This is a genomic window from Methylosinus trichosporium OB3b (assembly GCF_002752655.1).
Taxonomy (GTDB): domain Bacteria; phylum Pseudomonadota; class Alphaproteobacteria; order Rhizobiales; family Beijerinckiaceae; genus Methylosinus; species Methylosinus trichosporium.
Genome location: NZ_CP023737.1, coordinates 1,398,576 through 1,411,432, shown reverse-complemented (window position 1 = coordinate 1,411,432; position 12,857 = coordinate 1,398,576). Strand labels below are relative to the sequence as shown.

10 protein-coding genes are annotated in these 12,857 nt (G+C 67.4%); 4 read left to right on the top strand and 6 right to left on the bottom strand.

Going from position 1 to position 12,857, the window contains the following annotated elements; genetic code table 11:
- Positions 1-21: 21 nt before the first annotated feature.
- Positions 22-1,107: a pyruvate dehydrogenase (acetyl-transferring) E1 component subunit alpha gene (gene pdhA, locus CQW49_RS06735; protein ID WP_024749921.1), complete on the bottom strand. Its 1,086-nt coding sequence runs from the start codon at positions 1,105-1,107 to the stop codon at positions 22-24.
- 97 nt (positions 1,108-1,204) lie between these two features.
- Positions 1,205-2,467, bottom strand: coding sequence for a radical SAM/SPASM domain-containing protein (locus CQW49_RS06730; RefSeq protein ID WP_003611309.1), 1,263 nt, complete (start codon positions 2,465-2,467; stop codon positions 1,205-1,207).
- Between the two features lie 164 nt (positions 2,468-2,631).
- Here CQW49_RS06730 and CQW49_RS06725 point away from each other — a divergent pair, with 164 nt between their 5' ends.
- Positions 2,632-3,756: a Glu/Leu/Phe/Val family dehydrogenase gene (locus tag CQW49_RS06725; protein WP_003611310.1), complete on the top strand. Its 1,125-nt coding sequence runs from the start codon at positions 2,632-2,634 to the stop codon at positions 3,754-3,756.
- Positions 3,757-3,804: 48 nt separating this feature from the next.
- On the opposite strand, the gene CQW49_RS06720 is transcribed toward CQW49_RS06725, so the two are convergent.
- The gene (locus CQW49_RS06720) at positions 3,805-6,009 is read right to left on the bottom strand and encodes a sensor domain-containing diguanylate cyclase (protein WP_003611313.1); all 2,205 of its coding nucleotides are present in this window, start codon (positions 6,007-6,009) and stop codon (positions 3,805-3,807) included.
- Between the two features lie 228 nt (positions 6,010-6,237).
- Here CQW49_RS06720 and dinB point away from each other — a divergent pair, with 228 nt between their 5' ends.
- Positions 6,238-7,311, top strand: a complete 1,074-nt coding sequence (gene dinB, locus CQW49_RS06715; RefSeq protein ID WP_003611315.1) for a DNA polymerase IV — start codon at positions 6,238-6,240, stop codon at positions 7,309-7,311.
- 9 nt (positions 7,312-7,320) lie between these two features.
- On the opposite strand, the gene CQW49_RS06710 is transcribed toward dinB, so the two are convergent.
- A complete protein-coding gene (locus CQW49_RS06710; RefSeq protein WP_003611317.1) occupies positions 7,321-8,886 on the bottom strand; it encodes an OpgD/OpgG family glucan biosynthesis protein in 1,566 nt (521 codons plus the stop codon).
- A gap of 777 nt (positions 8,887-9,663) precedes the next feature.
- Between CQW49_RS06710 and CQW49_RS06705 the strand changes: the two genes are divergently transcribed.
- Both CQW49_RS06705 and CQW49_RS06700 read left to right on the top strand, forming a co-directional pair.
- Positions 9,664-10,806, top strand: a complete 1,143-nt coding sequence (locus CQW49_RS06705; protein WP_003611318.1) for a type III PLP-dependent enzyme — start codon at positions 9,664-9,666, stop codon at positions 10,804-10,806.
- A gap of 158 nt (positions 10,807-10,964) precedes the next feature.
- The gene (locus CQW49_RS06700) at positions 10,965-11,603 is read left to right on the top strand and encodes a GNAT family N-acetyltransferase (RefSeq protein ID WP_003611319.1); all 639 of its coding nucleotides are present in this window, start codon (positions 10,965-10,967) and stop codon (positions 11,601-11,603) included.
- A 2-nt stretch (positions 11,604-11,605) separates the two neighbouring features.
- Here CQW49_RS06700 and CQW49_RS06695 read toward each other — a convergent pair whose 3' ends face one another.
- Both CQW49_RS06695 and CQW49_RS06690 read right to left on the bottom strand, forming a co-directional pair.
- The gene (locus tag CQW49_RS06695) at positions 11,606-11,965 is read right to left on the bottom strand and encodes a DUF983 domain-containing protein (RefSeq protein ID WP_003611320.1); all 360 of its coding nucleotides are present in this window, start codon (positions 11,963-11,965) and stop codon (positions 11,606-11,608) included.
- The gene (locus CQW49_RS06690; protein WP_244441330.1) at positions 11,962-12,846 is read right to left on the bottom strand and encodes a Uma2 family endonuclease; all 885 of its coding nucleotides are present in this window, start codon (positions 12,844-12,846) and stop codon (positions 11,962-11,964) included. Before CQW49_RS06690 ends, CQW49_RS06695 begins: the two co-directional genes overlap by 4 nt.
- Between the last annotated feature and the right edge of the window lie 11 nt (positions 12,847-12,857).

Sequence of the window (12,857 nt, the reverse complement as noted above, 5' to 3'; positions counted from 1 at the left end):
TGCGCTTCCGTGGTGGAATGCTCAGCCATGACGCGCTCCGTCGGAGGCGAAGCGCCGCGCTTCCTCATATTGATCGCGCATCGACGGCGGAAGCTGCGCGAACAGATGATCGAACATGGCCGCAAAGCTCTGCGGCGGCGTCGCCAGATAGGCTTCGACCGCGCGCTCCACCTCCTCGGCGTTTTCGCGCCCGAGCCTGGCTTCATCCTCTTCGTTCCAGAGGCCACGCTTGGTCAGATAATTGCGCAGCCGCGCGATCGGCTCCTGCGTCGCGGCGCGCCGCACGACATCGGGATCGCGATAGCGCGTCGCGTCATCGGCCGTCGTATGGTCGCCGAGCCGATAGCTCAGCGCTTCGATCAGCGTCGCCCCGCCGCCGCTGCGCGCGGTCTCGATCGCGCGATTTGCGACATGATGCATGGCGAGCGCGTCATTGCCGTCGACGCGCAATCCAGCGACTCCGGCGGCGATCGCCTTGTGCGCGATCGTCGGCGCAGCGGTCTCCAGGCTGCAGGGCGTCGATATCGCCCATTGATTATTGTTCACGACGACGACGAGCGGAACATCGAAGACGCCGGCCATGTTCAAGGCCGAATAGAAATCGCCGGTCGAGGTGCCGCCGTCGCCGATGATGGCGACCGCGACGCTCGCTTCGCCGCGCAGCTTGAAGGCGTAGGCGGCGCCGACCGCATGCGCGATCTGTGTGCCGACGGGAACGCAGATCGGAAAATCCCGGCGCGGAACGGCGTAATCGCTGCCGCGCTCGTCGCCTCCCCAATAGACGAGATTTTCCGTCATGCTCATGCCGCGCAGAAGCTGCGCGCCATGGTCGCGATAGGAGGGCGCGAGCACATCCTCCTCGCGCATCGCCGCGCCGACGCCGACGCCGATCGCCTCCTGGCCGAGCGCCGAGGCGAAAGTGCCGAGCTTGCCCGTGCGTTGCAGAGCGACGGCCTTGCTGTCATAGGCGCGCGTGCGCGCCATGGCGTGATAGAGCCGCAGCGCGAGCTCGGGCGCGATCGCCTCCGCAGGGGGCGCGCCGCAGAGCGCGCCGTCGGGCGCGAGGAAACGAAGCGGGTCGATCGGAATCGAGACGTCTGCAACCATGGCGTTCTCGGCCTCGAGCATCATGCGCGACTTAAGGCGCCGGTTCGCGCTTTTCATCGGCGCGTCGAAATTTTTTGGGCGCGCCGAAATTTTTTGATCACGCCGTCAGGCGCTCGCCGTCCTCGCGCGCGCGTCCCGCAGGCGTGAACGCGTCCATATTGCCCCAGTCGACGATGCTCGCCTTCAGCTCCGGCGCGGTCAGCACGGCAAGAAACTCGAGATGTTCCGGATGATCCGGCGAGCCGATGAAGGCGCGCGCGAATTCGTCACGGCTGAACACGTCGCGTTGGCGGATCATATTGAAGGAGACGAGATCGGCGCGGTGATCCGCGGCGAGACGCACGAATTCCGGCATCTCGCGGAAATTCGCCGTCTGCACCACCATGGAGAAGTGCAGATGCGAGATCGCGCCGCGCTGGCGCAATGTTTTGACGAAGGCGAGATTTTCGAGCAGCCGTGCGAAATTGCCCGGCCGCCGCACGATGGCGTAGGTCGCGGCGCGCGCCGCGTCGATCGAGATCTGCACGCCGCCGACATGGCCCTCGAGCGACAGGTCGCGCCAGGCGCGCGCGTCCAGGAGCTGGCCGTTGGTGTGCAGATGAATCTTCAGCCCCGGATATTCGCCGGCGGTGATGCGCTTGATGACATTGCGGAAATGATTGCTGCCGAAGGCGTCGCCGGAGCCGGTGATCACCACCTCCTCGGCATGGCGCAGCAGCGGCAATATGGCGCTCTCCATCAGCGCGTCGAGCCGCGCCTGCTGCGCCTTGTTCGCGAGATAGAGTCCCGAGCGGCAGGACGGACAAGCGAGATTGCAGGATTTGTCGTGGCTGAGAACGACATATTTGGGCGAGGGGGCGGGAGCGCCGGAGCGATGCTGCGCGATCATCTGCTGCGCTTGCGCCGACGCGCGCGGCGGCAGAGCGCGGCTCGCGATCAGCGGACAGGTGCGGTGATCGCAATGGCGAAACGAGCCGTCGACGATCGACTCGCGAATCTCGCGCGCCGCGGCGCTGTTCCACAGCGCTTGCGGATCGCCGGAGAGCGCGCCGATCGGCTTGGGCAGCCAGACCGGACAGCAGACGAAGGCGAGGCCGGTATGCGTCGTCTCGACCGTGTGAAAGGGTCGCGCGCAAAAATGTGTGCGAAGATAGGCGCGCATGTCCGCGTCGCGCGGCGAGAGGCGCGCGCGGCGCTGGCGCCAGGGCAGCATGAAGACATTGTTGATCCAGGCGCCGACCGCATTGAGCCGCTCGCGCCCGAGCGCGTCGTGCAAGGCGGGGTGAGCGAGGAGGCCGAGCAAACGCTGCGGCGCGAGCGTCAGCGTCAGCTCGACGAACAGAGAAATCAATCGCGACAATCGGGCGCTTCCGGCTACGACGAAACCATGGCGCAGTCTATGGCGCGGCGCCATGGCCGCGCAATGACGGCCCGGCGCTAAGCAATGCTACCGATAACGCATGCGGATCGCGCTTTTCGCGGCCGCATGCTTGAAGCCGCGCTCGCCCGCGCCACATCGCGCATATGTCCGCGCTGTTCAAATCCGACGCCTTCGCCTTCGTCGACGAATTCGGGCCGGAGAAGATCGTTTATCTGAGCACGCCCGCCGCCGGCCTCGAGGCGATCGTCGTCATCGACAATGTCGCCGCCGGTCCCGCCATAGGCGGCGTGCGCATGGCTCCCGATGTCGGCGTCGAGGAGTGTTTTCGCCTCGCGCGCGCAATGACGCTGAAGAACGCGGCCTGCGGGCTACGCCACGGCGGCGCCAAATCAGTGATCTTCGGCGACCCCGCAATGCCCATGGACGAAAAGGAGCGGGTGATCCGCGCCTTCGCCAAGGGCATAGAGCCTCTCACCGATTATATTCCCGGTCCCGACATGGGATTGGACGAGACCTGCATGGCCTTCGTGCATGACGAGATCGGCCGCGCCGTCGGCCTTCCCGCCGAGCTCGGCGGCGTGCCGCTCGACGAGATCGGCGCGACGGGTTTCGGCGTCGCCATAGCGGCGGAGGTCGCGGCGCCGCGCGCCGGGCTCTCGCTTTCCGGGGCGCGCGTGGTCGTCGAAGGCTTCGGCGCCGTCGGTCGTCATGCGGCGCGCTTTCTCGCGCGGAGAGGCGCGGTCCTCGTCGGCGCCTCGGATCGACGCGGCGCGATCTATGATGCGCGCGGCCTCGACATAGAGGCGCTGTCGCTGTTGCGCGCCAAGGGCATGAGCGTTTCCGCGCATTCGGTCGGCGAAAGGCTCGGCTCCGACGCGCTGCTGCGCGCGCCTTGCGATATTTTCATTCCTGCGGCGCGGCCGGACGTGCTGCGCGCCGACAATGTCGAGACGCTCGACTGCAAGCTCGTCGTCGAAGGCGCCAATATTCCGGCGACGGCGGAGGCGGAGCGGCGGCTGTTCGAGCGCGGAATCGTCGCCGCGCCCGACTTCATCGCCAACGCCGGCGGCGTCATTTGCGCGGCGGTGGAATATGCCGGCGGCGACGCGGCTGCGGCTTTTGCGGCGATCGAGGAGAAGATCGGCCACAATATGCGCAGGATCGTCGAGCGCGCCGATGCGGCGGGCGTGTCGCTGCGCGACGCCGCGACATCGCTCGTCGAGCAGCGGCTGCGCAAGATGAACGCGACGCGCCGCTGGCACGCGTGACCACCGGGGAATGCGATCCTTCAGGCTCGCCTTTGCGCGATTGCTCTTTCAGCCGTTCGACGACGCATCCGACTCGAGCACCGATTCGACGCGATTGCGGCCGTTGAGCTTGGCGAGATAGAGCGCGCGATCGGCTCGGCGGACCATCGTCTCGGCGGTGTCGCCGTCGACATATTGCGTCACGCCGAAGCTGCAGGTGATTTTGCCGATGTCCTCGAATGAGAGGCGCTCGACCGCGGCGCGCAGCTTCTCCGCTGCGTTGCGCGCCATGGCGCCGTCGGAGCCGGGCGTCAGCAGAATGAATTCCTCTCCGCCCCAGCGCGCCAGCAGATCGGAGCGGCGCACCAAGGCGCGCGCGGCGTCGGCGAGCCGCACTAGCGCGCGGTCGCCCGCCTGATGGCCATGCGCGTCATTGATGGCCTTGAAGAAGTCGACGTCGAACAGCACGAGCGAGAGCGGATCGCCATAGCGGCCAGCGCGCGCCATCTCGCTGGCGAGAGCCTGATCGATGCGCAGCCGGTTGAACAGGCCGGTGAGTGGATCGGTCACGGCCTGCTGGCCGAGGTCGCGGGCGAGCTCCTGCAGATGCAGGCGCTTGTCCATCTGAATGCCGTCGTGGAGCCGGCGCTCCTTGCCGACGAGATAGATCAAGGTCATCGTCGTCGCCAGCAAAGTGACGATGATGCCGAGCACGCGCGAGGCGAATAATTCGCGTGTCGGCGTCGCCAGCACCAGCGACCAGCCGCCGCCGCGCGCGAAGCTGCGCCGCAGATATTGGCGCTCGTCATTGACCGAGGTCCATATGTCGTCCACGAACTCGCGCTTCAGCATGGGCCGGCCGCGCAGCGCGCCGAAGCGGCGCTCCGCAGCCTCGGCCTGCGTCGCGTCGAGCGGCCACATCGGACGGAGCATGTTGTCGGGACGATTGGTCATCGCCACCACCCCATCGGGATCGACGAGATAATAGGCGTGTTCGAAGCCGATGAGATCGATCTCCACATCGGCGAGCGTTCGCACCAGCTGCGCGACGCCGACGACGTCGCCGACCGCATTGCGGATCGGCTCGCCGGCCGCATATTCGATCACGCCGCGCGTGCGGTCGAAGACGAAGCAGCGCGCCGAGGCGCCGCTCAGCGCCTCGGTGAAGGAGCCGCGCCTCGCATAGTCGCGGGCCTCCGCCATCCCCGCCCGTCGTCCGGCTGCAGCGACGACGGCGCCGGAGCGATTCATGATCATGCCGATCTCGGCGCCCGATGCGTCGACATGCAGCTCGAGCGCGGATGTCGCCTCCTCATCTGTCGATGGACCCTTCGTCTGCAGCGCTGCGCGCACAGACGGCGTTCCCGCCAGCGTTCTCGCCATAGCGTCGAGCGCGTCGGTCTCGCTGCCCAAGCGGCTGGCGAGCAGAGCGAGATCGCCGCGCGCCTCCATGACGACGCTGTGATTGTAAATTTTGCCGAGGTAGTTGGTGAGCGCCCAACCGCCCAGCAGGATCGCGGCCATCGCCGCGATGGTCCAGCCGAACTGCTTGCGCAAATAATCGGTGTAGCGCCGCGAGGCGAGCTCGAGCGCGAGCTGGTTCTGGCGGATCGACCAGACGGAGAACGCGATCCAGCAGCCGAGGAGCCCGCGCCAGAGCTGGATCGGCGTTCCCGTCACGGCCACGAAGGATCGAGCGTTGAGCTCATTGGCCGGAAAGAACGGCGCCGGCCCGACGACCAGCCCCGCGGCGACCGAATAGAGCGCGAAGCCGACGGCTGCGAACCTCAGAAATCGGCGTCCGTCTCCGCTCAGATTTTGCGCGCGACGCGCCACCGCGCAGGCGGCCGCGCTCGCGCCGATGAAGGCGATCAGATAGCGCGCGACGACATTCGCGGCCGGCAGGCCCGACCACAAGGCGACGAGCGCGACGGGGAATATCAGAGGCGCATAGATCGTGACGTCGATCCCGTGCCCGAGGCGCGCCCATTCGAGCCGCGCGAACTCCAGCAGAAACAGAAAGGAGACGGTGAGAAAGACGAAGCGCAGCAGAGCGAAATAGCGGTCGTCGCCGACGACCAGCGCAAACAGCTCCATCCATTCGAGGCAGCCATGCGAATAGCCGAACAGGCCGAGAGCGGTCCAGCTTTCCTCGCGCGCGCCGCCGCCCGCGCCGCTCATGCAGACTGCGCCGAGCAGCATGAAAGCGAGGCCGTAGAAGAAATAGATGAAGTCGAGCTGCTCGCCGAGAAAGGTCGCCATGATCTCCCGCATGCGCCCTCGTCCGCGCTCGCCGCGGGCGGTCCGCCCGATCCGCTTCCCACTCACATTGGCGAGGAGCGGCGAACGTCAAGGCGCAACCGAGGCGATGGTTGAAATCGGGACGCCTGCGTGAGAGTCTCGCGCCGGCGTTCTTTCGTTCGAGCGAATTCTAATCGATCGAACGATTTCGTTCGATCGGAAAGCGCTTCAGGCCGCGCGCGGCCTTCGACGGGGCCGGGCATGGCGTCGCAACGCAAGATCATCCATATCGACATGGACGCCTTCTACGCGTCGGTGGAGCAGCGTGACGATCCGGCGCTGCGCGGCCGTCCGGTCGCCGTCGGCTCGCCGCGCGAGCGCGGCGTCGTCGCCGCCGCGAGCTATGAGGCGCGCAAGTTCGGCGTGCGCTCGGCCATGCCTTCGGTCACGGCGCAGCGACGTTGTCCGGAGCTGATCTTCGTTCCGCCGCGCTTCGACGTCTATCGCGAGGTGTCGCGCGGGCTTCGTGCCATCTTCCTCGACTACACGCCGCTGGTCGAGCCGCTCTCGCTCGACGAGGCCTATCTCGACGTCACCGAGAATCGCAAGGCCATGGCTTCGGCGACGCGCATCGCCGAGGAGATCCGCGCGCGAATAAAGGAAGAAACGGGCCTCACCGCCTCGGCCGGCGTCTCCTACAATAAATTTCTGGCCAAGCTCGCCTCGGATCATCGCAAGCCCGACGGGCTCTTCGTCGTCACGCCGCAGATGGGGCCGTCCTTCGTCGCCGATCTCGCCGTCGGCCGCTTTCACGGGGTCGGGCCGGCGACGACAAAGAAGATGAACGCGCTCGGCATAGAGACGGGGCGCGATCTGCGCGCGCAGAGCCTCGAGTTTCTGCAGCGCAATTTCGGCAAATCCGGCGCGTTCTATTATGGAATCGCGCGCGGCGTCGACGAGCGGCCGGTGCGACCCGACCGCATCCGCAAATCCATCGGCGCCGAGGTCACTTTCGCGCGCGATCTCCACGCCCACGAGGAGGCTCGAGCGGCGCTCGCGCCGATCGTCGCGCGCGTCTGGAGCCATTGCCAGCGCGCCGCAACGAGTGGACGCACAGTGACGGTGAAGGTCAAATATGCGGACTTCCGCCAGATCACACGACGCAGCACTCTGGCGGCTCCCGTTGCCGGCGCGGCCGAGCTCGAGCGTTCGGCGCTCGCGCTGATGCACCCGCTGTTTCCCTCGCCCGCGGGCGTGCGACTGCTCGGCGTCACGCTCTCTTCGCTCTGCGCAGCGGAGTCGTCGAGCGATCCGCAGCTCGCGCTCGCGGTGTGAGCGCCGCGATCAGGGCGCCGTCCAGGGATAGGTCCAGGTCTCGGTCAGCGTCCGCGGGCCGGCCTTGAGAAACGCGCGCAGATCGGCGGTCTCGCCCGGCTTCGTCACCACGTCGAACATGGCGCGCAGCCCGTCGATATGCGGATTGGCGGCGACGCTCGAGCGGATCACCGAGCCTTTCGAGGTGGTGACGACAGCCTCGACCTGCGACGGATCATTGACGAAATAGGAGAGCTCGCCCTCGGCGAAATCGACGATGAACCGCTGCGCGCCGGGCGTCACGGGCTCGGACGAGCCGAGCGCCCGCGCCGTCGTCGCGAATGTGTTGACGGCGCGCCCATTCGGCGACAGGCGCTCGAGATCGAGCAGCGAGGTGATGCGATAGGCGTAGGAGAACGGCTTGCCGATTTCCGGCGCGGCGCTTCCGACGAAGGAGACGACGATATTGTCATTGGTCTCGTCTGGCGTCGGCAGCTCCAGCAGCTCGATCGCGCCCTCGCCGAACGGCGTTTGCGGCTCGACGAAATAGCTCGGCCGCGTCTCATAGGCGAGCTCTATGTCCTGATAGGAATCGAAGTCGCGGTCGCGCTGCATCAGGCCGAAGCCGCGAATATTCGGATCGGCGAAAGTCGTCATGCGCGCCAGCGGCGGATTGCCGAGCGGGCGCCACAGCCATTCCTTCGATTCGTCATGGACGAGCAATCCATCCGAATCATGCAGCTCGCCGCGAAAGCCGTCGCGCATGCGGCGGTCGTTCTCGCCCGTCAGATACATCGAGGTGAGCGGCGCGAGCCCGAATTTGACATTGGCGCGGCGCGCGAACAGCGTCGCCTGCACGTCGATCGTGCTCTCCTGGCCGGCCGAGAGCTCGAAGCGGAAGGCGCCGGTCGCCGCCTCGCTGTCGAGCAGCGCGTAAATGACGGCGCGATTGCTTCCCGCCTGCGGGGTCTCGATCCAGAACTCGCGGAAGAACGGAAAAATCTCCGAATTGTCGCCGCAGCCGATGCAGAGCGCGCGCGCCGAGAGCCCATATTTCTGGCCGCGGCCGAGAAAGCGGAAATAGCTCGCGCCGAGGAAGGAGATCGCCTCGTCGTAGATATGCGGATCGTTGAGCGGATAATGCAGGCGAAAGCCGGCGAAGCCGACATTGATCGGCAGCGGCTTGTCGAATTTGTTGCGGCCATAGTCGAACAGCGCCGGCGAATAGGGGATCGGCGTCGGAATGCCGTCGCGGATCGTGTTCACCGTGACCGGGCGCTTGTGGAGAAAGCCGAGGTGGAACGTATGCAGCCGGAACGAGCCGGGAATATTGGCGAACAGCGCCCGCTCGGGCTTGAAGCGTATGTCCCGCCAGGAGTCGAAGTCGAGACGGTCGAGCTGCTCGGGCAGCTGCGGCGGCGCCGCCTCGAAGGGCGCGCCGGCGAGGTCGCGCGCGCGGCGGACCACATCTTCGAAGCCGAAATGAGGGGCCTGGCCATTTGGAGCCGTCTGCGCGACGGCGCGTCCGAGCAGCGTCGCCTGCGCGCTCGCTGCGGCCATCGCGCCGATGAGACGGCGGCGGGAGATGTCGGTCATTTCACTCGGCTTCCGATAAGAATAAAGGCTCGCCGGCAGGCGGCCGGCGTGGGGCGTCGCAAACGAATTGGGCGTTCTTGGGGACGCCCGGGTCGCCGGCGCCGAGCGCGTCGCTATATGGCTCGTCGTCGCGCTCTCGTCTCTGCGTAGCCGGCTTCCGCCGCTCTCGCAAGCGGCTCGAGCGCGGCTGTGCCGCCTGTGCAGGCGGAGCGGTGAAGAAATGCGCAGCCGGCGCAAAAAAGCCCTTGTCAACCGAGCCAAAGCGCGTATTTACAGGGTTGCCCAATTTCGCACGTGCCTGTGGTCGTGTGTCGGTCGGCGGGGATCCGGACAAGAGGCCGGTTAACCACCGAAATAAAACCGGCAGCCGGAGGCGAAACCGGCGAACCTCGCCTGAGCGAGGGATCGCGACTTAAAGCAACGACGGACCGGGCTTTTTCGTCTCTGTCGGCCCTCCAAAGGCCGGCGTACCGAAGAGGCTTGTCTTTCTTGCCGGGCGTGCGGAAAGGGATCAATCCCCTTCCAAGCGATGGCTATGCAGGTCGGAATCACATGTCCGTCAGGACATGCGCGTCCGCGCCTTCATTAGCCTACGGCGCATCACCCGATCGCCTATGCGGCGCCCTCACGGGCGGCGTGTCGGCGATCCTGGATCGCAGTCGTATCGATATGCAGCGCGTCTCCACAGCGCCTGCGTAAACGGCGACGTGCATCCGCTCGAAGCCCTTGGCCACTCCGCGGCTTTTGCGCCGCGACTTCGTTGGGGATGCCGCAGCTATGACCGATCGTATCCGCGAATTTCTCGAGGCCCGTCGTCGCGCCGGACGCGACACCGGCCCGTGCCTCGTCGTCGACCTCGACATCGTGCGCGACAATTACCAGAGCTTCGCCCGCGCGCTGCCGGACACGCGCGTGTTCTACGCCGTGAAGGCCAATCCGGCTCCGGAGGTGCTCGCTTTGCTGGCGCGTCTCGGCTCCTGCTTCGACACGGCCTCCGTCGTCGAGATCGAGCAGACGCTCGCCGCCGGCGCGACGCCCGACCGCATCAGCTTCGGCAACACGATCAAGAAGGAGCGCGACATCGCGCGGGCCTATGCGCTCGGCGTGCGCCTGTTCGCGGTCGATTGCGAGGCGGAGGTCGAGAAGATCGCCCGCGCCGCGCCGGGCGCGCGCGTGTTCTGCCGCATCCTCTGCGACGGCGACGGCGCCGAATGGCCGCTGTCGCGCAAGTTCGGCTGCGCGCCGCAGATGGCGCCGCGCGTCCTCGAGCATGCGCATCGTCTCGGCCTCACGGCCTATGGCGTCTCCTTCCATGTCGGCTCGCAGCAGCGCGATCCCGGCATGTGGGACGGCGCGCTGAAGTCGGCCGCCGAGATCTTCAACGATCTCGCCGAGCGCGGCATTCAGCTGCAGATGGTCAATCTCGGCGGCGGCTTCCCGACGAAATATCTGAAGAATGTTCCGGTGGTGAAGGCCTATGGCCAGGCGATCTTCCGGGCGCTCTCCAAGCATTTCGGCAACCGAATTCCCGAGACCATCATCGAGCCGGGCCGCGGCATGGTCGGCAACGCCGGCGTGATCGAGGCCGAGGTCGTGCTCGTGTCGAGGAAGTCGGACGATGATCCGGTGCGCTGGGTCTATCTCGACATCGGCAAGTTCAACGGCCTCGCCGAGACCACCGACGAGATGATTCGCTATCCGATCCGCACCGAGGCGGACGGCGACGCGACCGCGCCCTGCGTGCTCGCCGGGCCGAGCTGCGATTCGATCGACGTGCTGTACGAGAAGGACCCTTATCTCCTTCCGATCGGCCTGGAGATCGGCTCGAAAGTGCTGATCGAGGGAACCGGCGCCTATACGACGACCTATTCGTCGGTCGGCTTCAACGGCTTCCCGCCGCTCGAATCCTTCGTGATCTGAGCGAGCGCCGGACCGCGGGCCTTCGGGCTCGCCTCTAGACGAAAGACCGCGAGCCTCCGAGGCTCGCGGTCCGCCTCTTCGCCCCTTGTCAGTCCCGTTCGGCGGGCGCGCATCTGCGCGCCAGGCGCGAGGGTCGTCCGTCCTCGATGGAGGAACCGATGACCTTTTGTCACTCCTTTCACGATTCCCTCGGACCGCGAGCCTTCAGGCTCGCCGGCGCCGCCTCGGGAGCGAGCCTGAAGGCTCGCGGTCCGGTCTTCGACATCGTCGACGAGACGCCCGCCGATGTCGATGCGCGCGAGGCGCTGCTCGACGAGGCCTTCGGCCCGGCGCGCTTCCTGAAGACCTGCGAGCGTCTGCGGGCCGGGCGCCGGCCCGCGCGCGGCCTCGCGCTCGTCGCCATGGACGACGAGCGGCTCGTCGCCACCCTGCGGCTGTGGGACATTCACGCCGGCCCGGGCCGCCCGGCGCTGCTGCTCGGCCCGCTCGCGGTCGCGCGCTCGCATCGCTCGCTCGGCCTCGGCGCCGCGATGATCGAGACGGGCCTCGCGCGCGCCGCGGCGCGCGGCCATGGCGCCGTGCTGCTCGTCGGCGACGCGCCATATTACGAGCGTTTCGGTTTCGATGTCGCGCTGACCGAAGGGCTGGTCATGCCGGGCCCGGTGGAGCGCGAGCGCTTCCTCGGCCTCGAGCTGATCGAGGGCGCGCTCGCCGGAGCGCAGGGCCGTGTGGCGGCGACCGGAGAGCGCGCGTCTCGCGCGCTTCGTCGCGCCGCGCCCTCGGCCCGCGCGGCCTGACGTCAGCTCGTCTTCCTGGCGGCGATCGCCCAGACCGCCGCCAGGAAGAAGCCCTTGCACAGCGGCAGCAGCGCCAGCGACGCGACGATGGTGACGCCGAGCAGCACCGCCATCTCCGCCGGATAGGACAGAAGCTCGCGGCTCTCGAAAAAGATCAGCAGCGGCACGATGATATGGGCGACGAGGCCGATGGTCAGCCAGGCCGGCCCGTCGTCGGCGTCGACGCCCTCGAAGCTCTCGCCGCAATGCGGACAGGTCTCGACGCGCTTCAGATAGCCGGCGAACAGCGCGCCGGCGCCGCAGCGCGGGCATTTGCGCAGGACCCCGCGCCGCAGCGCGGTCGCGAGCGAGGGGGTCGTCATCGGCCGGCGTCCCGGGCCGGCTCGACGCCGATGTCGGCGAGGCTGAAGGCGAGCTCCGGCGCCAGCATGGGCGTAAGCCGCGCGCTCGCCGGATGTTCGCCGATCTCGGCGTAGCCGGTCGCGCCGAGCCGGCGGTGAATCCAGGTCGTCGCTCTCACCGCATCGACGACCCACACCTCGCGCACGCCGAAGGCCGCATAGACGCCGATCTTGCGGCCCTTGTCATAGGAAAGGCTCGAATCGGCGATCTCGATCGCCAGCAGCACGGCTGGGCCGTCGAGCGCCGTCAGCGCGAGGCCGCGCGGAAAGACGCAGAAGTCGGGCTCGACGAAGCTGCGCGCGTCGAGACGTAGCGTGGTCTCTGGCGCGATCTCCACATGATCCGGGGCGATGCGCTGCAGGTGGCGATTGACCGCGATCTTCACCCATTCATGCCGGGCCCCTTTGGGCGACATGGGCACGACCTCACCGCCGATCAGCTCGAACCGCTCGTCCTCGTCGAGGATGCCGGCGCGAACCATCTCCTCGATTTCCGCGACGCTCCAGCAGCGCCGGGGAAGTCCCTCGGCGGCCTGGGTCTCGCGCGGAAGATCGAGCGGGCGCAGATGCGGGTTCATGCGCGCAATATAACGCATCGCGCCGGTCCTTGCATCGCAATCTCGAGCGAGTTCGCCGCGGCCGCGCGTCACAGCCCCGCAGCCCTGGCCGGGATCGACTCCTCGCCGGCGCAGCCAGGAGGCGAAGGCGCGCCAGTCGGCCTCATAGGCGCGGCGCGTATTGTCGGAGCGGGCTTTGCGGGCATAGTCGGGCGCGCTTGCCGAGAGCGGCGAGATGCGCTGGCGGCGCGGGCAGGGCGGGGGCGTCGGAAGAAGGCGACGCATCGGCCTCTTCG

Coding starts and splice junctions, on each gene's coding strand:
- pdhA (WP_024749921.1), bottom strand. CDS start 1,107: ATGGTTGCAGACGTCTCGATTCCGATCGACCCGCTTCGTTTCCTCGCG.
- CQW49_RS06725 (WP_003611310.1), top strand. CDS start 2,632: ATGTCCGCGCTGTTCAAATCCGACGCCTTCGCCTTCGTCGACGAATTC.
- CQW49_RS06720 (WP_003611313.1), bottom strand. CDS start 6,009: ATGCGGGAGATCATGGCGACCTTTCTCGGCGAGCAGCTCGACTTCATC.
- dinB (WP_003611315.1), top strand. CDS start 6,238: ATGGCGTCGCAACGCAAGATCATCCATATCGACATGGACGCCTTCTAC.
- CQW49_RS06710 (WP_003611317.1), bottom strand. CDS start 8,886: ATGACCGACATCTCCCGCCGCCGTCTCATCGGCGCGATGGCCGCAGCG.
- CQW49_RS06705 (WP_003611318.1), top strand. CDS start 9,664: ATGACCGATCGTATCCGCGAATTTCTCGAGGCCCGTCGTCGCGCCGGA.
- CQW49_RS06700 (WP_003611319.1), top strand. CDS start 10,965: ATGACCTTTTGTCACTCCTTTCACGATTCCCTCGGACCGCGAGCCTTC.
- CQW49_RS06695 (WP_003611320.1), bottom strand. CDS start 11,965: ATGACGACCCCCTCGCTCGCGACCGCGCTGCGGCGCGGGGTCCTGCGC.
- CQW49_RS06690 (WP_244441330.1), bottom strand. CDS start 12,846: ATGCGTCGCCTTCTTCCGACGCCCCCGCCCTGCCCGCGCCGCCAGCGC.